Annotated in this window: 24 protein-coding genes and 3 pseudogenes; 11 read left to right on the forward strand and 16 right to left on the reverse strand. The window is 50.2% G+C overall.

Features of this window, described 5'->3' with window-relative positions:
• Positions 1–37: 37 nt before the first annotated feature.
• On the reverse strand, positions 38–454 hold the full coding sequence (gene tnpA / locus H8K47_RS16825) for an IS66-like element accessory protein TnpA (protein WP_222612826.1): 417 nt from the start codon (positions 452–454) through the stop codon (positions 38–40).
• A gap of 174 nt (positions 455–628) precedes the next feature.
• On the opposite strand from tnpA, the gene H8K47_RS16830 reads away from it, so the two are divergent.
• Positions 629–1,006 carry an arsenate reductase family protein gene (locus H8K47_RS16830; protein WP_186882543.1) on the forward strand — a complete coding sequence of 126 codons (378 nt, stop codon included), beginning with the start codon at positions 629–631 and terminating at the stop codon, positions 1,004–1,006.
• Between the two features lie 162 nt (positions 1,007–1,168).
• On the opposite strand, the pseudogene H8K47_RS18650 reads toward H8K47_RS16830, so the two are convergent.
• From H8K47_RS18650 to H8K47_RS16870, 9 genes and pseudogenes are all read right to left on the reverse strand, one after another.
• A pseudogene (locus tag H8K47_RS18650) lies at positions 1,169–2,305 on the reverse strand (methyl-accepting chemotaxis protein); the annotation flags it as partial.
• Positions 2,306–2,374: 69 nt separating this feature from the next.
• Positions 2,375–2,887 (reverse strand): annotated as a pseudogene (locus tag H8K47_RS18805) (MCP four helix bundle domain-containing protein); the annotation flags it as partial.
• 532 nt (positions 2,888–3,419) lie between these two features.
• Positions 3,420–3,854: an EamA family transporter gene (locus tag H8K47_RS16840; protein ID WP_186882565.1), complete on the reverse strand. Its 435-nt coding sequence runs from the start codon at positions 3,852–3,854 to the stop codon at positions 3,420–3,422.
• A 9-nt stretch (positions 3,855–3,863) separates the two neighbouring features.
• Positions 3,864–5,234 (reverse strand): ATP-binding protein, encoded by a 1,371-nt coding sequence (locus tag H8K47_RS16845; protein WP_186882544.1) that lies wholly within the window; start codon positions 5,232–5,234, stop codon positions 3,864–3,866.
• Complete coding sequence (locus H8K47_RS16850) at positions 5,210–5,875, reverse strand: response regulator transcription factor (RefSeq protein WP_186882545.1); 666 nt, start codon at positions 5,873–5,875, stop codon at positions 5,210–5,212. The genes H8K47_RS16845 and H8K47_RS16850 overlap by 25 nt, the downstream gene beginning before the upstream one ends.
• Before the next feature lie 63 nt (positions 5,876–5,938).
• Positions 5,939–6,391 carry a hypothetical protein gene (locus tag H8K47_RS16855; RefSeq protein ID WP_186882546.1) on the reverse strand — a complete coding sequence of 151 codons (453 nt, stop codon included), beginning with the start codon at positions 6,389–6,391 and terminating at the stop codon, positions 5,939–5,941.
• A gap of 29 nt (positions 6,392–6,420) precedes the next feature.
• A complete protein-coding gene (locus H8K47_RS16860) occupies positions 6,421–7,203 on the reverse strand; it encodes a COG4705 family protein (protein WP_186882547.1) in 783 nt (260 codons plus the stop codon).
• A 68-nt stretch (positions 7,204–7,271) separates the two neighbouring features.
• Positions 7,272–7,868, reverse strand: coding sequence for an undecaprenyl-diphosphatase (locus H8K47_RS16865; RefSeq protein WP_186882548.1), 597 nt, complete (start codon positions 7,866–7,868; stop codon positions 7,272–7,274).
• 56 nt (positions 7,869–7,924) lie between these two features.
• Positions 7,925–8,260, reverse strand: coding sequence for a PepSY domain-containing protein (locus H8K47_RS16870; protein ID WP_186882549.1), 336 nt, complete (start codon positions 8,258–8,260; stop codon positions 7,925–7,927).
• Positions 8,261–8,688: 428 nt separating this feature from the next.
• On the opposite strand from H8K47_RS16870, the gene H8K47_RS16875 reads away from it, so the two are divergent.
• The 5 genes from H8K47_RS16875 (at position 8,689) to H8K47_RS16895 (ending at position 16,889) form a co-directional block, all read left to right on the forward strand.
• Positions 8,689–9,372, forward strand: coding sequence for a response regulator transcription factor (locus H8K47_RS16875; RefSeq protein ID WP_186882550.1), 684 nt, complete (start codon positions 8,689–8,691; stop codon positions 9,370–9,372).
• A complete protein-coding gene (locus tag H8K47_RS16880; protein ID WP_186882551.1) occupies positions 9,365–10,720 on the forward strand; it encodes a HAMP domain-containing sensor histidine kinase in 1,356 nt (451 codons plus the stop codon). Before H8K47_RS16875 ends, H8K47_RS16880 begins: the two co-directional genes overlap by 8 nt.
• A 221-nt stretch (positions 10,721–10,941) precedes the next feature.
• Positions 10,942–12,126, forward strand: coding sequence for an efflux RND transporter periplasmic adaptor subunit (locus tag H8K47_RS16885; RefSeq protein WP_186882552.1), 1,185 nt, complete (start codon positions 10,942–10,944; stop codon positions 12,124–12,126).
• A 46-nt stretch (positions 12,127–12,172) separates the two neighbouring features.
• Complete coding sequence (locus H8K47_RS16890; RefSeq protein WP_186882553.1) at positions 12,173–15,370, forward strand: efflux RND transporter permease subunit; 3,198 nt, start codon at positions 12,173–12,175, stop codon at positions 15,368–15,370.
• Between the two features lie 31 nt (positions 15,371–15,401).
• Entirely contained in the window at positions 15,402–16,889 is a 1,488-nt protein-coding gene (locus tag H8K47_RS16895; protein WP_186882554.1) for an efflux transporter outer membrane subunit, read from the forward strand.
• Between the two features lie 60 nt (positions 16,890–16,949).
• On the opposite strand, the gene H8K47_RS18735 is transcribed toward H8K47_RS16895, so the two are convergent.
• The 4 genes from H8K47_RS18735 to H8K47_RS18740 are packed head-to-tail and all read right to left on the reverse strand — an operon-like array spanning position 16,950 to position 17,681.
• Positions 16,950–17,096 carry a transposase gene (locus H8K47_RS18735; RefSeq protein ID WP_186882566.1) on the reverse strand — a complete coding sequence of 49 codons (147 nt, stop codon included), beginning with the start codon at positions 17,094–17,096 and terminating at the stop codon, positions 16,950–16,952.
• Between the two features lie 21 nt (positions 17,097–17,117).
• The gene (locus H8K47_RS16905) at positions 17,118–17,402 is read right to left on the reverse strand and encodes a transposase (protein ID WP_186882555.1); all 285 of its coding nucleotides are present in this window, start codon (positions 17,400–17,402) and stop codon (positions 17,118–17,120) included.
• Entirely contained in the window at positions 17,303–17,518 is a 216-nt protein-coding gene (locus H8K47_RS18460; RefSeq protein WP_186882567.1) for a hypothetical protein, read from the reverse strand. The genes H8K47_RS16905 and H8K47_RS18460 overlap by 100 nt, the downstream gene beginning before the upstream one ends.
• Before the next feature lie 25 nt (positions 17,519–17,543).
• Complete coding sequence (locus H8K47_RS18740) at positions 17,544–17,681, reverse strand: transposase (RefSeq protein WP_186882556.1); 138 nt, start codon at positions 17,679–17,681, stop codon at positions 17,544–17,546.
• Between the two features lie 421 nt (positions 17,682–18,102).
• Between H8K47_RS18740 and H8K47_RS16920 the strand changes: the two genes are divergently transcribed.
• From H8K47_RS16920 to H8K47_RS16930, 3 genes are read left to right on the forward strand one after another with little or no spacing between them, the layout of a single operon-like run.
• Positions 18,103–18,606, forward strand: a complete 504-nt coding sequence (locus tag H8K47_RS16920; RefSeq protein ID WP_186882557.1) for a hypothetical protein — start codon at positions 18,103–18,105, stop codon at positions 18,604–18,606.
• Between the two features lie 41 nt (positions 18,607–18,647).
• Entirely contained in the window at positions 18,648–19,064 is a 417-nt protein-coding gene (locus H8K47_RS16925) for a TIR domain-containing protein (protein WP_186882558.1), read from the forward strand.
• A gap of 34 nt (positions 19,065–19,098) precedes the next feature.
• Positions 19,099–20,052 carry a caspase family protein gene (locus tag H8K47_RS16930; RefSeq protein WP_186882559.1) on the forward strand — a complete coding sequence of 318 codons (954 nt, stop codon included), beginning with the start codon at positions 19,099–19,101 and terminating at the stop codon, positions 20,050–20,052.
• Between the two features lie 71 nt (positions 20,053–20,123).
• Here H8K47_RS16930 and H8K47_RS16935 read toward each other — a convergent pair whose 3' ends face one another.
• A complete protein-coding gene (locus H8K47_RS16935; protein WP_186882560.1) occupies positions 20,124–22,439 on the reverse strand; it encodes a tetratricopeptide repeat protein in 2,316 nt (771 codons plus the stop codon).
• 776 nt (positions 22,440–23,215) lie between these two features.
• Positions 23,216–24,262 carry a DMT family transporter gene (locus tag H8K47_RS16940; protein ID WP_186882561.1) on the reverse strand — a complete coding sequence of 349 codons (1,047 nt, stop codon included), beginning with the start codon at positions 24,260–24,262 and terminating at the stop codon, positions 23,216–23,218.
• A 137-nt stretch (positions 24,263–24,399) separates the two neighbouring features.
• Here H8K47_RS16940 and H8K47_RS16945 point away from each other — a divergent pair, with 137 nt between their 5' ends.
• Together H8K47_RS16945 and chrA are read left to right on the forward strand one after the other, a co-directional pair.
• Positions 24,400–25,359 (forward strand): chromate resistance protein ChrB domain-containing protein, encoded by a 960-nt coding sequence (locus tag H8K47_RS16945; protein ID WP_186882562.1) that lies wholly within the window; start codon positions 24,400–24,402, stop codon positions 25,357–25,359.
• Positions 25,356–26,183 (forward strand): annotated as a pseudogene (gene chrA, locus H8K47_RS16950) (chromate efflux transporter); the annotation flags it as partial. The gene H8K47_RS16945 and the pseudogene chrA, both read left to right, overlap by 4 nt.
• Positions 26,184–26,307 lie beyond the last annotated feature (124 nt).

The following is a 26,307-nucleotide window of genomic DNA, read 5'->3' on the forward strand; positions in this document are numbered from 1 at the left end:
GCTGCCAGCCAGATGCGTGTTCCTGCCGGTAGCCCCATCATGGTCGTAACATCCCCAACACGGCACGGATCGCAGTCAAATCAGCCTTGCCATCGAAACGCACGACCGCACCGGCCATCTGGATTTCGATCACACCTGGCTCATTGGTTGCGGTTCTTTGAGGCGTAACAACAACGTCAGGAATATCAGTTGGATGTGCAGATGGCAAATGACCTGCACTGTCGTCAACGATCGTGACTGGCAACATGGCCTGCCGATGTATCACGCCATCCAATCGACCTTCCCGTAATTGCCGACGCCACTTGAACAGCATATTGACGTTGATGTCATTTTCCTGCGCCAGGCGGACGACCGAAACGCCCGGTTCGGCTGCGCGTAGCGCCAGTTGCGTCCTGAATTCCGGTGAATAGTTGGGGCGTCGCTTCCTGCGCACCGGTGTAGTTAGTAGTTCCAAAGTAGCTCCCGCTAATATTTAACGGGAACTACTTTGAAGATTTTTAATGCTGACGTCCAGACGGTTCTGGTGAGGCGCTTACCTTTGAAATTGATGTCCCAATTGCAGATTTACAATGATTTTTCTCAGATTAATGCTAATCTGACATAATTCATCACTTGTTTTCCTGTGGCCATGCCGATTACAATTTTTCATAATCCATTGTGTAAAGTATCAAGAGATACGCTGGCACTGATTCGAAAAAATGGATTTGAACCATCTATTATTGACTACCTAACATATCCCCCTAGCAAAGAAGTGTTGAGATCACTAATAGTTTTTATGGGGACAGATGCTCGTCATATTCTGCAAACGGATAACACCTCTGCAGGAGTTTTAAATTTAGAAGATACAACATTGAGTGAGGACGACTTAATTACATTTATGGTGAAAAATCCAGCATTGATTAAACGGCCAATCGTTGTTACTTCGCTTGGTGTAAGACTTTGTAATCCAGCAGATATAGTCGTCGAAATATTGCCGCAAAGATCTAATTGTGTCCTCAAAAATTAAAGCTAATGCGTTATTTAAATTCAGTCAGCTTTGATTAGCCGTGCTACTCCCCTTCAGATGTAACACGGCTAGATGTTGGCGTAGTATGTGACAAAAACAGCGTTCTAAATTTTGAGAAGAGGAACGGTTTAGAAAAGAAAAAACCACCGGAGCTAAGCACTATTAGAATTCTTCCCAATCATCATTGGTAGATTCTGATTTTGACTTCCCACTCGCAGGTACTAAAGCTATGTTTTTGGTATTGGACTTTTTCCCTATGAGAACAGCCTGCTTATTTGTCACATCAGATTTAGACATCTGATGTCTACGGGAAAAGGCTTCAACTTTGCTGATTTGAGAATCATCAAACCGCTCAACAAGCTTAAAAACTTTGACAGCCTCTGCCAATTGTTCCGCCTGTTCTTGGAGCGACGCAGCAGCGGCAGCAGCCTGTTCAACCAGAGCCGCATTCTGTTGGGTAGTCTCATCCATTTGACTAACAGCCACATTTATTTGGTCGATACCATGTGTTTGCTCCTGACTAGCAGCGGTGATCTCACTTACTACATCCGCAACTTGTCTGACACTCGTGACCACTTCCTCAATTGTCGTACCAGCTTGGCTAACTAATAACGTGCCACTTTGCACCTTCGAGACAGAATCATCAATCAAAACCTTAATCTCTTTCGCTGCAGCTGCGCTACGATGCGCCAAGGTCCCGACCTCGGCGGCAACCACGGCAAAGCCGCGCCCCTGTTCTCCAGCACGAGCCGCCTCAACAGCTGCATTTAGTGCCAAAATGTTCGTTTAAAACGCGATACCGTCTATCACACTAATAATGTCTTCAATTTTATGTGCTGATGTATTAATTTCGTTCATCGTCGTCACCACAGCATTGACGACATCTCCACCTTCAGCAGCACGTTGAGATGCTTTGACCGCCAATTGATTTGCATGGCGGGCATTATCAGCATTTTGTTTTACGGTACTCGTCAGCTCTTCCATTGATGATGCGGTTTCTTCAAGCGAGCTTGCCTGGGCCTCAGTTCGCGATGAGAGATCCATATTACCTGTTGCGATTTCACCGGATGCAGAACTGATGTTATCTGTGCTTGATCGAACCTGACTAACAATGCTCAACAAGTTGGCATTCATGTCACGCAAAGCACCAAGTACTTGTCCTACTTCATCATCTGAAGTCACTTCAATCTTTGCAGTTAAATCTCCCTTTGCAACGTTTCCTGCAACTTCCACTGCGTATCTCATCGAATCAACTATTCGGTGTGTCAGACGTATGCCAATGAACAGCATTACCGCTAAGCCAAATAGCGCTGCAACTAAGGACGCCCATGTTGCTTGCTGCTCAGTTTTAGTTGCAGCTGCTGAATATTCCAACCCCACCTGTCTGTTATACGCAGCATGTTCATTAAGTGCTTTTACTAACTGGTCTACGACGGATTGATGCTGCAGGACATAATCTCGCGCTTCCAGTGGCTTATTCTCATCTGCGAGCGCAATTGCTTTAATTCTTACTTCTGAAAACGCGGCATATTTTTGCTCGACAGCTTTCATTAAGTCGCGGTCTTTATCATCAGAAATATTTTCTTTTTCATAATGAACAAGGGTGTCTTTCACCACAATATCAGTCTTATTGATGAATTCTTTAAACTCACTACGTAACTGAGCATCATCGGTGATAAAGTATTGCCACATTTTTGAGCGTATTGAGCCAAAAGAAACCGATATTTTGTCAATATCATCAAGACTGGGAACAGTATTTATATTGGCATAATTCGCAGCGTTAAATACTTGACGAGTTTGATATAAACCTAGCATCGATACACCGACCATAGTCAGAGCGCTAAGTATCATTAAGAGGTAAAGTCGTTTGGCTATGGACATGGCTTATACGCTCCAAAAAAGACCCAATTCTCGGGGCTGGTGGAATCAATTATGCTAGCAAGTAGTGGAAGATAAGAAATAAAAAGAGCGACCTACCTAACGATGTGTGCATGGACTTGAGAATAAAATTTAGTTGCACAGTGACACTATAGAACAAGTAAATTCTTAATTGTTGTCAAATTGTTGCAAATAGAGAAGTAGTAGTTTAATAGGTTGTAACAGTTGGTCATTGGTAACTGAGTCAGTATCGAGTCGCTTCTGCGTAAAATAGCTGAATGCCCCCTCACACGTAATGTGCGTCAACTTTCCATCGTACGATTTTGCGTGACACATGGCGTTCAAGTAAGGGGTTGGGTCCGGTACAAGGACGTGGCGCGCCTTATTTTCCGTTTTCTGAGACCGCCCCAGATAGTGGGGTGACCTGGATTCGTTCCTTTTACTAAAATCCAATTTAAGTCATTGATTATTATCAGGATTTTATAATTTCCTAGTAGGCAAGCTTGCTACTTTCGTACTTGGCTTATTTGACTTCTCAACGCTTAAATGCAAGTAACAAAACGCCACCAGCTACCATCGCAATACCTGACCACTCGCGGAGCGATGGGCGCTCATCCAGAAATGTGAAAGCGAATATCGCCACTAGTACCAAGCTAAGTTTGTCTACCGGCGCCACCTTGGATGCCTCTCCGATCTTGAGGGCACGGAAGTAGCATACCCATGACGCACCTGTCGCCAAGCCGGATAACCAGAGAAAAAACCATGTTTTAGGAGACAAGGCCAAGGGATTGGCCCATTTCCCTGTATAGATAACAAAAGCCGACAAGACAACAATAATGATTGCCGTTCGGATCAAGGTGGCCAGATCGGAATCAATCCCTTGAATCCCCACCTTGGCACAAATGGCCGTCAGCGCCGCAAAGACGGCGGACAGCAGAGCCCAGTAGAGCCATTCCTCTGAAGTAACCATCATACCTCTTTATAATTTCCTCAATTCGTCACTCATGGGAGCGAAAACAGTAACGATTAAACCGGTCTGCTGAGTTTCGTTCACAAAATCGAGACGGATTTCAGCTCCGATGCGATTGGCAATCGCTTTAACAATGGATAGTCCCAATCCTGCGCCAATTTGCTCACTCCCCAGCGTGCGGTAGAAGGGATCAAACACCCTGCCTCGTTCAGCCAACGGAATGCCAGGCCCGCTGTCCTGGACACGTAATACCACCTTTCCGTCCGAGAGACCAATAGAAAGATCAACTCTGCCTCCTTGTGGTGTGTAGCGGATGGCGTTATCAACTAGGTTCTTGACTAGGGTGGTCATGTCCATCTCGTTGGCCCACACTTCAGCATCTTGCATGTCTGTGACTCCGATGTCGATGTGTTTGACTTCGGCGAGAGGCATGAGATCTTCTAGCACTCGTCGATAGATGCACTGAACTGATAGCGACACCCTCGGCTCGACGGTGGTCGATTGCACTTTAGCTAAGGTCAAAAGTTGATCCAACAGGCTACGGCCACGCTCAATCCCCTGACGCAAAATAGTTAGCCGTTCGCCCGCCACGTCGGACATTTCGGTATCAGTCAGCCGCTCGGCTTGCAGCGATAGCGCTGTCATTGGCGACCTTAGCTCGTGAGCTGCATCGGCCACAAAGCGACGCTGAGATTCCATTGACTGACCGACACGAGCGAGCAGGCGATTAATCGCAACGGCGAATGGACGCACCTCGACCGGGAGATGACGATCTTCCACGGGGTGCAGTTCCTGCTCTGCTCGTTGGTCGATTTCCTCGGAAAGTGCAGCTATGGGCTGGAACATCTTGCGCACTAGGTCTGCGACGATCAACAGCAGAACCGGCACGAGGATCAGGAAAGGCATCACAGTCCGCAGCGCTCCGTCACGGGCAATTTCGTTGCGGAAGCCGGACTCCTGAGCGACAGCAATGCGCTCGGCGCTCGCCGTGGTCTTGACCAGCACGCGAAACGTCTCGCCCCCCACTTCCAGTGTCTGCAATCCATCCGCTAAAGTTGCAGGGAGTGGGAGCACGCCTCCAGCATCCACGTCTACCGTAGAGGGACTGACCTCACCCAAGCGCTGGACGATCACTCGCGATTCTTCGTCAGCCTCATTGAGTCGAGTATCGGTGGTCGGAGCGGCCGGCGATAGGCGCTGACGATCCATGAGATGCGCCACCTGGCGCAGTACATCGTCCTGCAGCTCATGAGCTTCATCTAGAGCGGACAAGAATGAAAACACGCCTGCCACAAGGGCCACCACGAGAATTGCTAGCGACAGGGTAAATGACAGCTTGAGCTGAACCGACTCGTTCAAGCGCCTTTTGATACCATCCATCCGATCCCCCTGACATTCTTAATGACCTCGCTGCCTAGTTTGCGTCGCAGTGCATGGATTAGATATTCGACGGCATTGCTTTCGACCTCCTCCCCCCACCCATAGATGCGATCCTCCAGCTCGCTACGCGAGAGAATGGCCCCAGGTCGCACCAGCAAGGCTTGCAGCAGTGAAAATTCTCGGTTGGAAAGTTGCAATGGGCAGCCACCATTCACGCTGACCTCTTTTGTGGATGGATCGAGCGACACCAACCCATTGCTCAGCACAGGAGTTGCTGTGCCACCCTTGCGCCTCAGAACTGCTCGCATCCGGGCTAGCAGCTCTGCCATCTGAAAGGGCTTGGATAAGTAATCGTCAGCCCCTCCATCGAGGCCGCGCAGACGGTCATCGAGGCCGTCACGTGCAGTAATGATAATCAGGGGAATCGGGTTGTCTTTGGCCCGGATACTGGCCAGCACTTCGAGCCCATCCTTGCCCGGCAGACTCAGGTCGAGCAGCACCAAGTCGTAGTGCTGGCATCCCAGCGTCATGATGGCGCTCAGCCCATCCGTCACCCAATCGGCAGCGTAGGACGCATCTCTCAACGCGCCCTGAATTGCGTCGCCGATCATGGGATCGTCTTCGATCAGCAATACCCGCATTCCCCCTCCGTTTAATCGTTGTTCAATGTACTGTCTCAGTTATCCATTGCTGGAGCATCAAGGTTAAACCTTGCCTTCAAGCGTGTCGAATGCTTTTAGCAGGGCGGTCATCGCTACCTTACAGTCGGCTTGGATCGGCGTGTAGGCGCGCAGTGCCGCAAGCGATTTGTCGATGGCCTTGTCGAGCATATGCCAGTCTTCTGCTGCCCGTGGTTTGAGTCCGGCTTCGGCCGAGTCCCATGCGACTTCCAAGTCCTTGATACGGGTCTTGGCAGCGGGCAGGTCTCCCTTATCCACGATGGCTGCCACGTCGACAGCAATGCTGCGGAAGGCTGACAGGTCGCCCAGCTTAGAGGCGGATTTTCCTTGCGAGGCCGAGACACTCTGGCCCGGTGTAGCTGATGCTGTGCTTGTCTTGTTCTGATCGGAAGACTTGGAACAACCAGCCGCGAGGGCCAGGAGAACGGCGGCCGTAATGGCGGCAACAGAGCGAACGATTGAGTGCTGATTGGTCATATTTTTTTCCTTGTGTAGTGGGAAGTGGGCTATTCAGAAAGCTGGGTAGATCGGCTTGCGTTCATGCCGATCTGTGCGACAGCCACCAGCATGACGATCACTGTGAGGAACAAGGCGCTTGTCCACATGGCACCTATGCCAAACCCCCCATAAGTCTCGGCCTGCGTCAACAAGTCGCCGAGCGCGGCTCCAAAAGGACGGGTCAGGATGTAGGCAATCCAGAAGGTCAGCACCGCGTTGCCGCCCATGCGCCATGCGGCGTAGGTGATGCCGATCAGCGCTCCGAAGGCCACCGCGCCCCAGGTAAAGCCCAAGCCCAATGCTTCGGTCGCCAAATCACCAGCAGCGGTGCCGAGCGCAAACGTGCAAAGGATGGCAGCCCAATAGAACAGCTCCCGGCTGCGCGTCACCATGTCGTGAATGGACAGGGTACGCTCGACCCGATACCAGACGAAGAAGATCACGGCAAGCGCTATGGCGAACGCTGAAGTGCTGATGTACAGGCTGACTCCGAGTCCATCAGTTAGCAAATCGGTGATTTGAGTGCCAACCACGCTGACCAACACCACCGTCAGCCAGTAAATCCAAGGGGTATAGCGGCGGGTACGCAATTGCATAAACAAGGCAGCTGCCAACAGAGCAGCCATGACTGATCGAGTCACGCCTTGGCCTAAGCCTACGTTGACCGCCAGGAAATCGGCTCCCGTCTCACCTACCGTGGTGGACATGATCTTGATAATCCAGAACGACAACGCGACTTCCGGGACTTTGTTAAGCAAGCCTGTGTGGCTACTCGTGGGCAATTTGTTCATGGTGTTTTCCTGCCGAGTTGAAATGATAAGCATTAGTCTGGCTGGAAAGACTTAGCTAGGCCATAGGCTTACTCGCGTACCCATCCGAGCGCAATTAATTTGCCGAAAAGCCGGTGATGAATTTTGGTGGCGAGTCGATAACTTGGCTCTAAATACCAGCGGCTTTCTCGCAAGGTCAGCCAGGCGCTGAATGTCGCAACTGTAGCTGCGCCAATCATGTCAAACGGAAAATGCACGCCAAGGTAAATGCGTGCCCAGGCAATGGGAATACCCAACGTGGCGAGGGCCTGCCCTACGATTCTTGGGCCTCGTTGTAACGAGAGGCTGAACGCAACTGCCCACCACAGTGTTAGGTGGTCACTCGGGAATGATGAATCGGCAACATGAGGGATGAGTGTGTGCCCCAGGCTGATCATAAAAGGCCGGGGATACAACCAGGCTAGTCCAATGGCTTGATTAATCAGAAGGCCTAGTAATCCTGACGCTGTTGAGACCAACATGGCCTTGCTGAGTGCTTCGCTACCGCGCAGCCAACCGATACCGATCAGAAGCGGCACTACCCAGATAAGGTGTTCAGCAAAGAAGGTTGCCAACGTTAGCACCATAGCGTTGGGATGCTCCGGCGCGTTGAGCCATAAAAACAGTGTATGGTTGATTGATTCCATGATATCTCCGGGCAGGATCGCCGCACAGAGGGGCGACCCTGAAATGCTGGGGAAGGTTAGTCTTGCTTATCGTGGTCGTCATCGTGATCTACTTTGTCCTCAACGGAAGAGATGACGGTACCTTTTTCGGCATCAACCCGGACATCGAAGACTTTAGTTCCGTTGACGACTTCCACGTCATAGACCCAGCCTTGCCTCGAATTTTCGTATTCGGCTCGTGATGCCTTACCGTTCGCATGTTGTTCGGCGACCGTCACAGCCTGAGTGAGCGAGATTTTGGCTTTGCTGATTGCCAAGACATCGTTTTCCATGCCACCCTTGGCTGCGTAAGCAACCGTGCCGATTGCGGCGATGGCGATGGCCAGAAGGGAAAGTTTTGTGTAGCGGTACATGATGCTTCTCCAAAAGAGTGCAGGGATTTGCACAGTTGGAATGTACACAGGCAAACTTAGCTCGTGCTTAGCTGAGGCCCGCCGCCCACCAGCCGGAAACATGCATCATTCAGCTCGGAGCAGTACCAGCAAAGCCTTTCAGAGAAAGCTCGAAGAATTTGACCATGATTTTCTCTACAAGCCGAAAAGTTCCTGAGGCAAGCTGATATGCCAAAGGAAAACAGAAATGCGTAAGAGCAGATTTACAGAGACACAGATCATTGGAGTAGTATGAATAACAAGTTGGCGACTTCTTTCTAGAACATTACCAAATGGTAATGTTGGTGGCGACGACGGAAACGATATGTGAACTTAAAATGGCATGAATACAAAATAAATGTATTGTGTGCAGCAAGTACATTTAAAAAATGGCGGAAAAAGGTTGGTTTATGCGCTTTTTAATGATTGAGGACGATACTGAAACTGCCCGTTATATTCGTAACGGCCTGGAGGATGCCGGGCACGTCGTCATCTGGTGCAATAATGGTCGCGATGGTTTGCAGTTCGCACTCGGCGAAACTTGGGATTTACTGATTCTCGACCGCATGCTGCCGGATGAAACAGATGGGTTGACGCTACTGAAGGGCATACGCGAAGCAGGTAAATCAAATCCTGTTTTGATCCTCAGTGCCTTGACCAGCATCGATGAGCGGGTTTCCGGTTTGCGCGGCGGAGGCGACGATTATTTAACCAAACCCTTTGCTTTTTCCGAATTATTGGCGCGTTGCGAAGCCTTGCTCAGACGCAGTTCGGCGATACGAGAGGAAACGCAGGAATTATGGATCGCCGATTTGCGGCTCGATTTGCGCAGCAGAAAAGCGGATAGAGCAGGCAAAGCAATCAATCTGCAGCCGCGCGAGTTCCGCCTGTTGGAATATCTGGTGCGCCATCAAGGCCAGGTCGTTACCAGAACGATGCTGCTGGAGTCTGTGTGGGATTATCATTTTGATCCGCAGACAAACGTCGTCGATGTCCAGATCAGCCGTTTGCGCAATAAGATCGATAAAGACTTTTCCCCAGCTTTGCTACGCACCGAACGCGGCATCGGCTATTCAATAGGCATTCATGACTAAATTCTGGAACTCTTCCGCATTCCGTCTTTCTCTGATTTGCGGAGCGATGGTCGTTGTTTCAGTCATGCTGATTTCGGTGGCTTTGTATTTGAGAACAGTCGGCGTGCTGGAGCGCAATGCAGACGAAAAAATCCTCTTGATTTCAGATCGCCTCGCTACCGTCGCGAATACCGAAAATCTGACGGAAGTCACACGCAAGATAGCTCTGGCGCTTTCCGACGGCGTCGATTCGGATACTGAAATTTATTTTCTCGGCGATCCGAACGGCCGAAAAATCGCCGGCAATGTCAACAGTGTCGCCAGCCTGTATCCTCTCGAAAAAATCATCGATCAGCATGTGATTCGCGACGGCCACCCTTCGCAAGGTCGTTTGCTGATCCGGCGTACGCATGCCGGTAACTATCTGGTAGTCGGCCGCGATATGAGCGACCTGAACGACATCAACACGCTGATCTGGAAGGCGATAGGCGTTGGCGGCCTGCTTGCCATTGCGTTGTCGGTCGGCGGTATGATTTTTTTTCGCGCGCAAATCGAAAAAAAAATCTGGGCCATCAGGCATGCGGCGCACGAGATAGAAACCGGCGACCTGCGCAGCAGAATTCAGGTGTCGGAAGATGGCGACGAATTCTCCAGGCTAAGCCAGGACTTGAATCGCATGCTCGACCGGATTGAGCATCTGATGGACGGGGTGCGCCATGTTTCCAACAATGTCGCGCATAATATCCGCACCCCTCTGGGCCGGGTCAGAGCCCATCTGGATGAGGCGCTCAGGGGCGACTCGAACAAGCAGCAATTGCGAGCAGCCGGCGAGTCGGCTCTTCAAGAATTGGACGGACTGATCTCCTTGCTGGGTAAATTAATGCAAGTGGCCGAAGCCGAATCGGAAATACGCAGACAGCATTTTCAGACGATCTCCATGCACGAGGTGCTGACCGACCTGATCGAGTTATACGACGCCGTAGCAGAAGAGATGGAAATCGGTCTGCAGATGCAAATCGATGGCGCGCCGACGATATTCGGCGACAAAGAACTGATCTCCTGCGCCATTGCCAACCTGCTCGACAATGCGATCAAGTATGCTGGAAAAAATGCGACTATCCATTTCCATCTGATTCAGAAACAGCAGAAAGTCACGCTACTGGTGAAGGACAACGGTCCGGGCATCGCCGCAGACGAAAGAGAAAAAGTTTTACAGCGCTTCTATCGCCTCGATCATAAGCAGCCGGGACATGGCATGGGACTGTCGATTGTGAATGCGATCGTCAAACTGCATGGCGGTTGTCTCAGTTTGGAAGATGCAAAGCCCGGTCTGATTCTCCGTCTGGATTTCCCTCGAAATAACACCTGATTCCCTTCGAATACCGTGATTTTTATTGGCTTCGTTAACACGCCTCGACCGGAATTGTCGAGGAGCGAATCAACCTTACCAAATGGTAATGATTTGGTCATGCTGCGATCGCACATCGATCATTAAAATGACGGCGTCCATCGTCATTCGACTTGTCTGAGCTTGTCGGGCAACGAGTAATCTGCCTGATCGTCAGCCGAAAATCATTACCAGGGTTATCCATGTTAAAAAGCAAAAAAAAACTCGGCGTTGCTGCCGCACTGGTGTCTACTGTGTTGGCCGGTGTCACCGTATTCGCTTCGCAATTCGGCAATCATAGCGACGCAGATGCGGATAAGAAAAAGACCCCCGGCTCACCCACGACTGTCACCATCACCGATCTGCAAGCAAAGCAGGTATTGGTCGCTCCCGCGCAAAGCTACGATTTTATCGAACAAAGCGACGCGGTCGGCTATATCGACTTTAATCAGGATAATACGGTGCAGGTATTTTCTCCCTATCAGGGACGCATCAGGCAGGTGATGGTGAAAGCCGGCGACGATGTGAATAAGGGCCAGCCGCTGTTTTCTATCGACAGCCCGGATCTGGTGACGGCGGAATCTAATCTGATTTCGACGGCAGGCGTGATGAGTCTGACCAGCAAGGTGCTGGAGCGTGCGAAGAAAATGCTGGAAACGCAGTCAGCAGCGCAAAAAGACGTTGACCAAGCGACTTCCGATCAGCAGGCTGCGGAGGCGAACTACCGCGCCGCGCGCGATGCCGTGCGCATTTTCGGCAAATCGGATGCGGCAATCGACAAGATTTTGAGCAGCCGCCAAGTCGACGGAGAATTAATCGTCAGCAGCCCCATACGCGGCAAAGTTACTGCCCGCAACGCAGCGCCCGGCCTGCTACTACAACCGGGATCGCAACCAGCACCGCTAACCGTGTCCGATCTATCGACGGTATGGATGACCGCCAGCGTATCCGAATACGACCTGCCCAAGCTGCGTCTGGGGCAGGATGTCAAGGTCTCGGTAATGGCTTATCCCGGTCAGCAATTTCTGGGGAAAATCAATAATATCGGCGTAGCCGTCGATCCGTCTACGCACAGAATCGCAGTGCGTTCGGAAATCAAAGATGCGCAGCACATTCTGCATCCGCAAATGCTGGCGACCTATCGCATACGGGTCGGCGAGCCGGTGCATTCGGTGGCGGTCCCGGCGAACGGCATCGTCCGCGAAAGCGATGGCACGATGACGGTATTCGTGACGCAGGACGGACGCACTTTCGTGCGCCGCAACGTCAAGCTTGGCATCGAACAGGAAGGCAGAAAACAAATCCTCGAAGGCGTCGCCTCAGGCGAAAAAATCGCCAGCGACGGCGCTATCTTCCTGAGCAATATGCTCGCCCTGCAGTCACGCTAAGCCGGCAGCGGATGTGTTCATCTGATTTTTTCTGAAAGAAGTTATCGTGCTCAGAAGTCTTATTACATTTGCTTTGTCGCGTCGCCCTATCGTGCTACTCGCATTGCTGGTTTTCGTTGTTGCCGGCTTAATCGCTTATTCCAAACTCAATATCGAAGCTTACCCCAACCCGGCACCGGTCATTCTGGAAATTACTGCACAAGCGCCGGGTTTGTCTGCCGAGGAAATGGAGCGTTCGTATACGCGCCCGATGGAACTCGGCCTGGCGACCACGCCGGGCGTCGAGAATATCCGTTCCACCTCATTTTACGGTCTGTCTTTCGTTCGCGTGACCTTTAAATACGGCGTCGACTATTATTTTGCTTCGACCCAGGCGGCGCTCAACCTTCAGCAAAACGTCAGCCTGCCGAACAATGTGCAACCACAGATACAGGCATCGAGCCTGGTCGGCGAAATCCTGCGCTATCAATTAGTCGGCACTGAGCATACTAGCTTGACCGATCTGCGTACACTTCAGGACTGGGTAGTGACAAAACGTTTACTGACTGTGCCGGGCATCATGCAAGTGATCACTTGGGGTGGTACGACCAAGGAGTATGAGGTCGAAGCTGATATTCATAAACTGGAAGGCTATAACGTCACCTTGCCGCAACTGATCGCGGCGATTGGCAATGCTAATACCAATGTTGGTGGTCGTACGGTCAATATCGGTCAGCAGTCGGTCAATATCCGCGGCATCGGATTGCTGAAAGACACTAAGGATATCGGCAACATCGTGCTGTCACAATCGAACGGAACGCCGATTTTGGTAAAGGATATAGCTGAAATCAAAGTAGGCAGTGTGCCGCGCCTGGGCAAAGCTGGACGTGACGAACAAAATGATGTCGTTACCGGCATCGTGGTGATGAACCGCACACTACAAACCAATGATGTTGTCGAGCGTGTAAAATCCGAAGTCGATAAAATCAACGCAAGTGGTATTTTACCGCCCGGAGTCAAGATAGTGGCGTTCTACGATCGCTCTACACTTGTCAACGTGACCACACATACGGTATTACACAATCTGTTGTTTGGCTGTCTGCTAGTATTTTTCATCCAGTGGATTTTCCTGGGCGATTTGCGCAGCGCGATTATCGTCTCGGCGAATATTCCTATCGCCTTATTCTTCAGCATCATCATTCTGGTCATGCTGGGCGATTCGGCCAACCTGCTCTCGGTCGGCGCAGTCGACTTCGGGATCATTGTCGATTCGGCGGTTATCCTGATTGAAAACGTATTTCGGAATTTCCAGAAAACGCGGCGCGAGCAGGAGGATTTACTGGAAGCGCAAAACGAAGGCATACTCGATCATCATATCCGCAGCAAATCGAAGAACTCCTGGGGCCATCGTCTGCGCTTGCTGTATCTGAGCGCCATCCAGGTTGATCGAGCAGTACTGTTTTCTTCGGCGATTACGGTTGCCGCCTTTATCCCGCTGTTTACCATGCAGGGTGTAGAGGGCCAGATTTTCAATCCTATGGCGCGGACCTACGCGTATGCGCTGAGCGGCGCCTTGCTGGCAACCTTTACGGTCACGCCGGTGCTGGCTTCGCTACTGCTGCCGAGGCATATCAAGGAAACCGAGACCTTCCTGGTGCGCGCGATCAGACGTCTGTATTCGCCTATCCTCCACTGGGCGCTGGAAAAGCGCAAGCTGACCGTCATGTTCGGTTTCATTTTCCTGCTGTTTGCCGGCCTGCTGTTGCCGCGTATCGGTACCGAATTTCTGCCGGCTCTCGAAGAAGGTAATTTGTGGATACGTGCGACGATGCCGGCCACCATTTCGCTTGATGCTGGGATGGATAAAGTCAATCGCATGCGTCATATCCTAAAGGATCATTCAGAAGTCGTGACGGTCATTTCCCAGCACGGACGTCCCGACGACGGCAGCGATGCTTCCGGTTTTTATAACGTCGAATTATTCGTGCCTTTAAAACCTTTTGACGAATGGAAAAGCGGTTATACCAAGGATATGCTGGTCGAAGATGTACAGAAGCAGTTCGCTGCCGAGTTCCCCGGCGTCGAATTCAATTTCTCGCAATATATTCAGGATAATATCGAGGAAGGTTTGTCCGGTGTAAAGGGCGCTAACTCGGTCAAAATTATCGGCCCGGATTTACCGACTTTGGAAAAGCTTGCCGACCAGGTGTTGCACGAAATGAACCAGGTCAAAGGAGTTGAGGACTTAGGCGTTTTCCGCGTACTCGGGCAGCCTAATTTCAACATCACCGTCGATCGCGCAAAAGCGGCTCGCTACGGCCTGAACGCCGGCGATGTGAATGCCGTGGTGCAGGCAGCGGCTGGCGGCACGCAGGCGACTACCGTACAGGAGGACGACAAGCAATTCGGTCTGACTGTGCGCCTCGCAGAAAAAGGCCGGATGAATCTCGATGCGATTCGCCACATCAAGGTCGGCTATACCAGCGCCTCCGGTGCAATCGCTTATATCCCGTTGAGCGAACTCGCTTCGATTACGCTCGATACCGGTGCATCGTATATCTTCCACGAACGCAATCAGCGTTTTATTCCCGTGAAATTCAGCGTGCGCGGTCGTGATCTCGGAAGTACGGTGGCTGAAGCGCAGGCGAGAATCGCTGAGAAAATCGCGCTGCCGGTCGGCTACAGCATAAACTGGGCAGGTGAATTCGAGGAAATGCAACAAGCGAAAAAACGCCTGACCGTGGTATTGCCTATCGCGATTTTCACTATCCTGATTTTGCTCTATACCCTGTTCAACTCGCTGCGCGACAGCTTGCTGACACTAGCGGCAATTCCATTCTCTATCGCCGGTGGCATCATTGCGCTGTATTTATCCGGTTTGCATTTAAGCGTGTCGGCTGCGATCGGTTTCGTTTCCTTGTTCGGCGTCTCGGTAATGAATGGCATTCTGGTGATTACTTATTTCAATCACTTGATCGTGGAGGGTAAAGCGCCTTTGGAAGCGATGCGTGAAGCCGCTGAGCAAAGGATGCGGCCGATGCTGATGACCGCGTTTTCCGCCTGCATAGGTTTGCTGCCAGCGGCGATCTCGACCGGCATTGGCAGCCAGGTTCAAAGACCGCTTGCGGTCGTGGTGGTCGGCGGCATGCTGCTGGGGCCCATCATGCTGTTAGTCGTCGCACCGGCGTTGCAAGTCATGGTGATGGGATGGTCGCGCAATGAATCCGAAATGACTTTCGGGAACGAAGATAAAGCAGGTAAATAAAATGACATTTCCATTTTCGATAAAACGGAAGATGCGTGCAGAAATAAATCAGCTTGAGCTACGCTCGATACAGACATCCTTATTGCTGACAGGGTTTACTTTGTTGAGCAGCGGCTGCACCGTCGGGCCGGATTACCGCGCGGCCGAAGCACCGAAAGTTTCGGCATACACCAATCGCGCCATCGTGACGATCGCCGCGACAGACAGCCCCGGCGGCGCTGCGCAGCGCTTCATGCAGGGCAAGGACGTCGCAGCGCAATGGTGGCGCGGCTACGGCTCCACGGAAATCGATCGTCTGGTCGATGCAGCTCTGGCGCACAATCCCAGCATCGCCAGCGCGCAGGCGGCGTTGCACCAGGCGAAGGCCAATGCGGATGCGCAGCGCGGCTCATATTTTCCGACGCTGCAGGCAAGTTATACACCCAGCAAGCAAAGAAATGCAGTCGGAACGATTTCGCCGACGTTGACTTCGGGAGATCCGGTGTATACGCTGCATACAGCGCAACTCAGCATCAGCTACGTGCCCGATGTATTCGGTCTGAATCGGCGCACCGTCGAATCGCTGGCAGCGCAAGAGGACTCACAGTACTTTCAACTTGAAGCGACCTACCTAACGCTGGCGGCGAATGTCGTCACGAATGCGATACAACTCTCGCTGATACAGGCGCAAATTCACTGCAATGAAGAAATCATCGCCGCAGCAGAAAAAACGCTGACGATGCTGAAGGAACAGGCCAGGCTAGGCTTCTCATCCGGATTGGACCTATCTGCGCAGGAGACGGCGCTAGCGCAAGCCCGACTGGCTTTGCCCCCCTTGCAAAAGCAGCTCGATCAGACCAGAGATATGCTGGCCGTACTGACCGGCGAATTCCCGTCGGACAGCCAGATCGACGGCATCGATTTGGCGACGCTGACTTTGCCGCAAGAGTTGCCGCTCAGCTTGCCGTCTTCGCTGATACAGCAAAGACCCGACGTACGTGCTGCGGAAGCGCTGGTGCATGCAGCCAGTGCGCAGGTTGGCGTTGCGATCGCCAATCGCTTGCCGCAGTTTTCGATTAACGGAACGCTGGGCGGTACCGCAACCGGATTTAGCCGGATGTTCTCGGCCGGGAATCAATTCTGGAGCGTGACCGGCGGCGCAACGCAGACCTTGTTCGATTTCGGTACGCTCAAGCATAAGCAAACGGCCGCCGAAGCGGCTCTTGATCAGGCCAGCGCGCAATATCGCAGCGTTGTGTTAACTGCGTTTCAGAATGTAGCCGACAGCCTGTTTGCGATCGATGCCGATGCCAAGGCTTTGCAGGCGGCAATAGATGCGGAAAAGTCGGCGAAAAAAACCGCCGATCTGATCCGACGCCAGTTCGAATCGGGTTTCGCCGGCATGCCACCGGTACTGGCAGCCGAACAGGCGTATCAGCAAGCAAGGATCGCCCGTTTGCAAAATCAGGCGGCGCGCTACACAGATACGGTGGCACTTTTTCAGGCGCTGGGAGGCGGTTGGTGGAATCGTAAACATTAAAAATGCACTAATTAATTAGTAGTGAAGGATACGCAGCCTAGGGTGTGTTGACATATCACTTTAACCATTCATAAGAAGCAACCAGCACAAAAATGACGCGAAGCGGGAGGCAAGTTTGTCGTAGCGCGTCGCAATGCGCCTGAACTGCTTGAGTCTGGCAAAAAAACGCTCGATGACATGACGGTTGCGGTACTGAAACGTATCCAGTTCCCTTGGCGTTTTGCGATGTTATCTTGACGCAATAACTGCCTTGGCATTTTTATTCTGAATGCAGGCAATCAACGCGTCGCCATCATAAGCTTTATCCGCGAGTATGACGCTAGGTTTCATTTCCTTGATCAGTGCCTCTGTCTGCGTGATGTCGTTGCGCTGCCCGCCCGTCAGAATAAACCGCACCGCCTGCCCCAACCCGTCTACGCAAACGTGGATTTTGGTGCTGAGACCGCCGCGGAACGGCCAAAAGCTTGCTCTCCTTTTTTTAACTGCACCGGCAGCATGATGGTGCGCTCGCACAATGGTGCTGTCAAATAAGCCTCTTCGAAATCGGCGTCTTCACATAGCGCAACAAAAATAGCTTGCCAGGCATTCCGATCTGACCAGCGGGCAAAGCGCGTATAGGCCGTGTTCATGGGCCGAATTCGACAGGCAAACTCACTATGGGCTGCCGGTTCGCGCTATCCAGAGCACAGCTTCAACGAACAAGCGATTAACAACTCCTGCTCGGCCTCCGCCCCCAGTCATTCCCGGAAGCAGCTTCTCTATTCTTTTCCATTGATCGTCGCGCAACAACATTCTCTATATCCTTGATTCACCCAAATTCAAGGATGTAAACACATTTCAGCTAAAGTTAACAGCCCAAATACTAAAAAGACATATCAACACGCCCTAGGTCCGCTACATAACCTGGCAATTTTGTCAAATATTTTAAATATATTTAACAATTAAGTGTATTTAGATTTAGCTAACTTTCCGTCAGAGCCAGCACTAAAAATTAGAAATAACATTTGTACTGCTGAAACCCCAATATTATAAATATTTGTTAAAAATAAATGTCAAGATGTAAAATACATTCAAATTAACAATATGACTTCTCGATATGGCGACATCTCCAAACAATCCTCAGCCAACACCTCATCCAGGTACGGGACAGAGAGGACACGTTCCTCGTCCAACACAACATCCGCCTCGACCACCTTCCAAATGAATTTGAAATATGGATACTCTTGCAGATCATTTATGGCAAAGACGTTGTGATCTTAAGCTACGAGCACTGACAAACCGTTTTTATTACCAAGAACGACAAAGGATATTTGAGTCTCGTGAAGGCATGGTCAAAATCATTTCCATTCTCGGCGGGACGGTGGCGTTTACCAAACTGATGGATCCATTGAGCATTCAGATATGCGCGTCCTTGATTACAGTTTCCAGTGTGATGTCCCTTGTTTTTGGTTTTGGAAATAAGGCAAGGGATAGTGCAAAACGCAGTGCTGAATGGGCGCGCTTGGATCATGATATCGAACTCGGCGGCGAAACCAATTTTGTTGAGACAGATATTAATCAATGGGCTGCGCGTTGCAGTGAAATGGAATCGAGCGAGCCCGCACAACATCCCGGATTGTTTGAACGCAGCTATTTGAGAGCTTGCGAGGCACTGGGAAGTACTCCGCATGAATCTAGGTTTTGGCGCAGGATTCGGCCGGTCATTTTACTTCACTGAAACGGATGATATTTTCGAGTAGATCTTTTACAAGATACCAAATGAGTAAAACATACAATCTGTTTATTAGTCATTCTTGGGCATATAGTGACTCGTATGATCGGCTTCTCGAGTTATTGGATACGCGCTCGTATTTTTTTTATAAAAACTATTCTGTTCCCAAGAATGATCCACTTCATACACGCGGTACTGACAAAGAATTGCATGCCGCGATAAAACGTCAAATTGCACCATGTCATTGCGTTTTGATTTTGGCAGGAGTTTACTCAACTTATAGTAAATGGATTAATAAAGAAATCGCCATATGTGCAGCTGAATTTGGGACGAAAAAACCAATCATCGCGATTCAACCTTGGGGCGCAGCACATACCTCACAGATTGTGAAGGAAAATGCTGACGCAATTGTTGGTTGGAATACAGAATCGATTGTCAAAGCTATCCGCGAAGTGTCTGTATGAAAAAATCAAACGACCAAGTAGGGAGCCTAAACATATGAGAAAAGCGTTGGTTGTAGGAATCAACTATTACGATAAAATTTCTGGTTTATTTGGTTGTGTCAATGATGCCTATGCGGTGAAAAATGGATTGGAAAGGCATAGTGACGGATCTATTAATTTCTCAGTCCGTCTCAAAGTGGCGACTGCTCAAAACGATAGGATTACTCGCACTGAACTGAAGAACGCGGTTCGGGAGTTGTTTGCTGACGATAGCGAAATTGCCCTCTTTTACTTTGCAGGACATGGATATTTAGAGGATTTAGGGGGATATTTGTGCGCTAGTGATTGCGATAATGGCGACGACGGATTGTCACTGGCTGACGTCGTGAATATCGCAAATCAATCCAAGGCTCGCAATAAAATTATTGTATTGGATAGTTGCCATTCCGGGGTGGCTGGAAATTCTACTTCCTCAAAAAAATTTGCGGAAATGACGGAGGGCTTAACTATTCTTACCGCCTCTACAGATCAGCAATATGCGAATGAAGAAAATGGAGCTGGAGTTTTTACCACCTTATTTGTGGATGCACTGAATGGGGCTGCCGGTAACTTGGTCGGGGATGTGACGCCTGGAAGTGTGTATGCGCATATAGATCAATCTCTGGGACCTTGGGATCAGCGTCCCGTATTCAAAACCAATGTGAAAAGCTTTGTTTCCCTGAGAACCGTTCAAGCGCCCATCAGCTTGCAGGAGTTGCAGCGAATAACGGATTTTTTTCCAGGACCTGGCATTGAGTTTAGATTGGATCCCGCATTTGAACCTGAGAGTGAGTCCCCGGATCCTGATAAAACTTCAATATTTTCGATACTACAAAAATACAATCGAACCAATTTGGTGGTGCCGGTTGATGCACCACATATGTACCATGCGGCAATGTATAGTAAAGCCTGTAAATTAACAGTTCTTGGCGAACATTATCGCCGGCTGGTCGCGAGAAAATTAATATAGTTTTCGTCGCGATGCCAGCGTGAAATGTTTGCGTTATTTAGATTACAGCCTGCTTAATGTTAAGCAGGCTTCTAGGGCAGATATGCTCCGGCACGAGTTAATTTGATTTCGTTCCCAGATTTTTGATAGACGCGAAACAATGCAAGATTGCTTGTTGTTGGAAAAAAATCTTCCTCGCGGAATGTAACGTAAATTCCCATTTTCGCGGCATAACTTTCGATTGAGTTTAATTCTACGATAACCCAGTCGCCGACGCGTGCGCTTCGGAGTGCGGTGAATGGCATCGCAACTGAAAACATCGAGAGAGCTTGCTGTTCGAAAGTTAAAATTGCAGCTTGCAATCTATTTTTCAATTCAGCCGCACGTCTGGCAATGGTCTCAATTTTTCCTTCAAGATCCAGAATCTGGTTATGCAGGTTGCTAATATAAAGATCACTTTGTTTAAGTTGAGGTCGAATATCTTTTAAGGCATTCCATGCTTTGAATGCCTGCACAATCGCGATTACTCCCATAATTGCTGCGAGAACCCGCACCGGGGTAGACGGAATCCAAGGTAATACACAAATCCACGAAATTCCAGTAATACCTATCGCTAATTTTTGAAAAATGCTTTGTTTTTTTTCTTTATCCATCAATAAAGAATGGGCTTCATTTTGTTTTGCAAGTGAGTTTCTATAGTTTTTTTCTTCCACGCGATGTTGGTAAGCAGATGCTGAGGCAGAACATGGCGTCCAAGTCAGTATTTGATCCATAGCTGTAAAAGCTCCACCATGTATTTTTGAGACATTTAAAATTTCCAAGGTGGTGGGGGCTTTCCAAATATGAGTCATTGACGAATTAGACAAACGATATTTAAGCACCGGTTGGCCAGCAGAAATAACGTCGCCAACACGCGGATATGTAATAATTTCGAGCGTATTTCTTCCGTTTAACGTGAGTTTTCCAGCATCTAATACGTATGTGGAATTTGGGGTCGGTGATATTGAATTTAACTTAGATGCGTTAAGAAATTCGCATGCATGAACATGTATCTCTCGAAATTGGCGTTGGATTGATCGTCTGCATGAAAATATTCTTCTTGAAACAATGGGGTTGGTGATCATGCTTCGATCGTTAGAAGAGTCGATGCCAAAAATTTCTGCTATTGTATTTTCTGAAGCGCAAATATTTTTTGCAGGGGTGTCGATTTTGGATTGAATATCCTTTATGAAGGTACTGAGACCCTCCTTGTGAGCTTCAAACGCGGGATCGCACAAGATATTGTCTAGTACAAGTGGATGGCAATAAAACGCCTGTCTCAATGATTCCAAGGACTCCGGTAGTTTGTCTGCATATGCGCGCTGACGTGCAAGCTCCAAATGAGTTTGCGCGTACCACCCGGCTTGCTCCACAGCGTTCTCTGCATAAATTTGCGCTTGTTCTCGATCGACACCTGCTACGGCGCGAGCAGCAAGAATTAACGATGCCGCTGCCCTTAATGGTTGGTCAGTCTTTCCGTAAATTCGAGCCGCTCTGTCAGCAAATAAAGTTGCTTCTTGAGCGGCCTTAACTCGTCCTTTACTCAAAAGGACCCGGGCCAGCCATTCGTTGGCAACAGGATCAAGTGGTCGAAGTAAGGACGCTTCTCTTAAATGTTTCTCGGCGATGCCTCTCTCACCTATTTGCAGAGCAAGTTGCGCTTCACGAAGTTGTTCATCTGCGGCAAAAGCTCGCTGGTTCCTGGCTATTTCCAGAGCTGATTCTGCTGATGGTGATTTTAATAACAATGCTAATTCAGAGATCGGTTCTGCGCGCATTGTATTCAGTTTCATCAATTCGGCATCAGGGATTCCAGCAACTTCATCTCCGATTTCCCAGTCCGCACTTGAATCCTGACCATTCTCTTGAAAACGGATTTCCCAAACGGTTCTAATTATTGCGCCAACGACGCTATCTATTAGTGATTGCCATTCTTCAACACAAGTTGGACGGTCATACATTGCTGCACGCTGGTTGCGCATCACTTCTTGTTTGAATTCTTCAAGACTGGAATTCGATTGCAAAATTTGATCGTTGGTCTGTGGAGAAGTAATAAAAAAAGGTAAAACACGTGTTTCGCAATCGTCCTCTATCGCCGTACGATATTCAATATGTGTGCAGCTTAATTCTGTGCCGTGAATTTTTGGGCCATATGTATCGCCAACCAAAAGCACCATAAGTTCTGAACGCTTTACCCAACTCATACAAAGGGCAGACGGCGATTCCGTGTCTGCACCATTGTCATTTAGTTCTACCGCGTGTATCGGCACATGTGGGAAGTCATTCAATTTTTGCGCGATCATTTTGCGGAAATCGCTGAACTCTGAAAAACGAGACGAGATAAATATTGCAATTTTCTGAACTGACAAGTCATTTCTCCTGGTGCAAAAAAAATTACCATTTTGACATATTGGAGATGCTTGTAGCTTTGGAAATTGATTGTTTGTAAACAGCCATTCCAGAATTTTTAGTTATTTTGAGTCGCAAAGTGAGCCTCCCCTGGAATTTAGACTGCCATACCGGATTCCAATTTGCTGTAGCTACGCATTGTTCGCCCTTATGGTGTCAATGATGTGTGCACAAACAGGTCATGTCCAACCCTTGCACCGATAACTGCTAGCCGGCCAAGGTCGGCGATACAAATCAACCCATCTCGCATAGCACCATCAGGTAACTGTGTTGCACCGCCCCATTCGACGCCCAGCAGTAAGCGCAACAGCACACTTCGTACCCATGGAGCGCTAGATTCGCCAGCGTGATATAGCTCTGGCGAAACGCCAGCAACTGACATGGCAACACCAGGCGGCGATGCTGACGCATCGTTGAGTCGACTCGAACTGTCATTGGTGCGTTGTCATAGGCGTTCCTATTACGGAAATTGAAGCACCTGCTCGCGCACTCCTTGCAAATGTAGTTATTATTCTTTTCGTCACACTGGCCGTTAGTTTAGCCATCATTTTTTGGTTAACTTCAAAGGCAGCTGAACGGAAGGATTGATCTCATGGCGAGAACGATCCAATACATCCCCCCCCTATTAGCCGACGAACCAAGAAAAGCGACCGCTTATCATTCTAATTCCGATGTGTCATACCTTCCAAGGTGAGCGCCTTTAAGTCTTCCCTGCAGGTGTTTTTAGCCTGCGAGGCTAGTGCTCGTGCCTATGATGCGCGTCTGGGTAGTGCACATGACTATGCGTCAAGGCTTCGTGTATATGCCGATGACTGTGCTTAGTACCAGGTAAGACCAAGACCTCGTGATCATGTTTGTGATGCTCATCGTGCACATGTTCATGCTCGTGCTCCATTTCTTCGTGCGTGTGCTCGTGTTCATGGTGTTCGGTCAAGTGCAGCCAGATCCCCAACGCCATGAGGGAACCTGCCAACAGTAAAGGCGCTGTCACCGGTTCACCCAGGAGCACAGCCAGAATGGCGCCGATAAACGGTGCGATTGAAAAATAGGCGCCGGTGCGTGCTGTGCCGAGGTGGCGTAGACCGATTACGAACAACGCCAGGCTCACTCCATAGCACAGGAAGCCCACTACCATCGCACCCAAGCTATATGGCCATTGCGGCCAGACTGCACCCAACACAAGCGCCAGTGTCAAATTCACAGAACCCGCCACCATTCCCTTGACCGATGCGATCCAGGTAGCGTCCGATAAAGAAACCTTTCGTGTCAGGTTATTGTCGATCCCCCAAGACAGGCAGGCACCCAGCACTGCCAGTGATGGCCAAGTACTGGCAAATTCCACTTGACCTGGCCAGCTCAAGATTGCCGCTCCCAAAACGATCGCGAGCATGCCAAAAGCAATGCGGCGGTCGAAATTTTCTTTGAAAGCGAACCAGGCAAGTAAGGCAGTTAACACGCCTTCGGCGTTGAGCAGTAAAGAAGCTCCCGAGGCCGGCATACTGCTCAAGCCTAGCATTAACAGCACGGGACCGACGATGCCGCCACTGACCACGGCGCCAGCAAACCACAGCGCTTCACTGCGCGCCAGTCGGGCGGATTGCGCGCCAGAGACAAGGCGATACAGCGTTAAACCAATACCGGATCCCAGATAAAGCAAGCCTGCGAGCATCCATGGACTGGCACCGGCCAACAGAAATTTTGCAAGCGGCGTACCGGCGCCGAACAAGACCGCAGCAAACAATGCGGCAGATACACCAGCTTGATGAGAATGAAAACGTGTCATCACAATTAATAAATAATAAAAATACAAATAATTTCAAGTACTTAAGTGGATTGTAACTGGTCTTGATCAACCATATTCAAAATAATCTCAAAAATAATCGTAGGAATTACTACGTTTTAGTAGTAATGTTTACTATTATGAATATACTTCTACTGATCCTTTCCTTACCCACCGAGAATGCCGCTACGCGCATGCGGGCTTGGCGCGCCCTGAAGACATCGGGCGCGGCGGTGTTACGTGACGGTGTCTACCTGATGCCGGATCGCCAGTCTTGTCAACATACGTTGGATACCATCGCCGCAGATGTGATCAGCAGTGGAGGTAGCTCCTACGTACTGCGCGCCACATCGACTGGAGAGGCAGATTTCACGCTACTGTTCAATCGCAGCGACGACTACGCGACTCTGATGACAGAAATCGCACAGATACGCACACAATTGTCTGAAGCTAGCTTGTCGGACGTGCTCAAACAAACGCGTCGTTTGCGCAAAACCTTCGCTGGTATCGTGGAGATCGATTTTTTCCCAGGCGAAGCGCAAGGTCAGGCCGATCAGGCTTTAGGTGAATTGGAACTGGCTTGTGCCCGCGTACTGGCGCCGGATGAACCGCACATTACCCAACAAGCAATTGGACGACTGGCGGTCGTTGAATATCAGGGGCGGACCTGGGCTACCCGTCATCGCCCCTGGGTAGACAGACTGGCCTGCGCTTGGTTCATCCGTCGCTTCATCGATCCACAAGCGACTATCCTCTGGCTAGCGAATCCGGCTGATTGTCCAATCGATGCGTTGGGATTCGATTTCGATGGTGCGACCTTTAGCCATGTTGGTACACGCGTCAGCTTTGAGGTACTACTCGCCAGCTTCGGATTCGACCAACCTGGACTACAGCGCCTTGGCCAACTGGTGCACTATCTGGATGTAGGGGGTGTACAGCCGTCGGAAGCGCCAGGCGTAGAAAGCATCTTATCCGGCCTGCGTACCGTAATTCAGGACGATGATCAACTACTCCAGATGGCTAGTTCCATGTTCGACAGCTTACTGCTCAGTTTTCAGGATAAAGCCATGCAACCAACTTCATCGGAGAACCCCCAATGAACCAAGCAGAACATACTGCTTCTCCATCATCACCGACGTATAGCTTATGGCAATTAATGTTGTACTTTTTACGTCTAGGTACACTAGGTTTTGGCGGCCCGGTGGCTCTGGTCGGCTATATGCATCGCGATCTGGTTGAGCAACGCAAATGGATCGCCGAAACCGACTACAAAGAAGGCTTAGCCCTGGCTCAGATTGCGCCCGGCCCGCTAGCAGCGCAACTCGGCATTTATCTCGGCTACGTACACTACCGTATTCTGGGCGCGACCATAGCCGGTTTCGCCTTCGTCATTCCTTCGTTCTTGATGGTGCTAGGTCTAGGTTGGGCTTACATGTCTTACGGCGGCTTGGCTTGGATGCAAGCCGTGTTCTATGGTGTGGGCGCAGCGGTGATCGGCATCATGGCTATCAGCGCGCACAAGCTGTCGACCAAGAATATCGGTGGAGACAAACTGTTGTGGGCCGTTTTCAGCGTGTTGGCTGCGGTGACCGTCATTACGCAATCCGAGATTGCCTGGCTGTTCATCGCCGCCGGTGCACTGGTCTGGTTAGTGCGCACCAAGCTGCGCTTCGGCTCTACCAATTTGGGTCTGGTGCCCTTGCCGTTGTTGGGGTGGATGGGGAACGACGCCAATCTGTTGTTGCAGATATTACTGTTCTTCACCAAAGCCGGCGCCTTTGTGTTCGGCTCAGGCCTGGCCGTGGTGCCCTTCCTATACGGTGGTGTCGTCACTGAGCATCACTGGCTCACCGACAAGCAATTCGTTGACGCAGTGGCAGTAGCGATGATCACGCCGGGTCCCGTCGTCATCACAACCGGCTTCTGACCCAGTTATAGATTTGTACCGGGTTGTTGTTGAGTTCCTGGGCTTTGGCTTTTACAGCAGGTGTGAGCTGAATGTCTTCAGTTTCTGCTGTGTCTTGTGCGACGGGTAGCACCGGCAAGCT

It is taken from the genome of Cognatundibacterium rugosum, from assembly GCF_014284365.1.
In the GTDB taxonomy this organism is placed as follows: Bacteria; Pseudomonadota; Gammaproteobacteria; order Burkholderiales; family Burkholderiaceae_D; genus Undibacterium; species Undibacterium rugosum.

What these genes read in the sequence shown, in the direction of transcription:
- H8K47_RS16830 (WP_186882543.1), top strand. Translation starts at nt 629, where the DNA reads ATGCCGATTACAATTTTTCATAATCCATTGTGTAAAGTATCAAGAGAT.
- H8K47_RS16840 (WP_186882565.1), bottom strand. Translation starts at nt 3,854, where the DNA reads ATGGTTACTTCAGAGGAATGGCTCTACTGGGCTCTGCTGTCCGCCGTC.
- H8K47_RS16845 (WP_186882544.1), bottom strand. Translation starts at nt 5,234, where the DNA reads ATGGATGGTATCAAAAGGCGCTTGAACGAGTCGGTTCAGCTCAAGCTG.
- H8K47_RS16850 (WP_186882545.1), bottom strand. Translation starts at nt 5,875, where the DNA reads ATGCGGGTATTGCTGATCGAAGACGATCCCATGATCGGCGACGCAATT.
- H8K47_RS16855 (WP_186882546.1), bottom strand. Translation starts at nt 6,391, where the DNA reads ATGACCAATCAGCACTCAATCGTTCGCTCTGTTGCCGCCATTACGGCC.
- H8K47_RS16860 (WP_186882547.1), bottom strand. Translation starts at nt 7,203, where the DNA reads ATGAACAAATTGCCCACGAGTAGCCACACAGGCTTGCTTAACAAAGTC.
- H8K47_RS16865 (WP_186882548.1), bottom strand. Translation starts at nt 7,868, where the DNA reads ATGGAATCAATCAACCATACACTGTTTTTATGGCTCAACGCGCCGGAG.
- H8K47_RS16870 (WP_186882549.1), bottom strand. Translation starts at nt 8,260, where the DNA reads ATGTACCGCTACACAAAACTTTCCCTTCTGGCCATCGCCATCGCCGCA.
- H8K47_RS16875 (WP_186882550.1), top strand. Translation starts at nt 8,689, where the DNA reads ATGCGCTTTTTAATGATTGAGGACGATACTGAAACTGCCCGTTATATT.
- H8K47_RS16880 (WP_186882551.1), top strand. Translation starts at nt 9,365, where the DNA reads ATGACTAAATTCTGGAACTCTTCCGCATTCCGTCTTTCTCTGATTTGC.
- H8K47_RS16885 (WP_186882552.1), top strand. Translation starts at nt 10,942, where the DNA reads ATGTTAAAAAGCAAAAAAAAACTCGGCGTTGCTGCCGCACTGGTGTCT.
- H8K47_RS16895 (WP_186882554.1), top strand. Translation starts at nt 15,402, where the DNA reads ATGCGTGCAGAAATAAATCAGCTTGAGCTACGCTCGATACAGACATCC.
- H8K47_RS18460 (WP_186882567.1), bottom strand. Translation starts at nt 17,518, where the DNA reads ATGAACACGGCCTATACGCGCTTTGCCCGCTGGTCAGATCGGAATGCC.
- H8K47_RS18740 (WP_186882556.1), bottom strand. Translation starts at nt 17,681, where the DNA reads ATGTTGTTGCGCGACGATCAATGGAAAAGAATAGAGAAGCTGCTTCCG.
- H8K47_RS16920 (WP_186882557.1), top strand. Translation starts at nt 18,103, where the DNA reads ATGGATACTCTTGCAGATCATTTATGGCAAAGACGTTGTGATCTTAAG.
- H8K47_RS16925 (WP_186882558.1), top strand. Translation starts at nt 18,648, where the DNA reads ATGAGTAAAACATACAATCTGTTTATTAGTCATTCTTGGGCATATAGT.
- H8K47_RS16930 (WP_186882559.1), top strand. Translation starts at nt 19,099, where the DNA reads ATGAGAAAAGCGTTGGTTGTAGGAATCAACTATTACGATAAAATTTCT.
- H8K47_RS16940 (WP_186882561.1), bottom strand. Translation starts at nt 24,262, where the DNA reads ATGACACGTTTTCATTCTCATCAAGCTGGTGTATCTGCCGCATTGTTT.
- H8K47_RS16945 (WP_186882562.1), top strand. Translation starts at nt 24,400, where the DNA reads ATGAATATACTTCTACTGATCCTTTCCTTACCCACCGAGAATGCCGCT.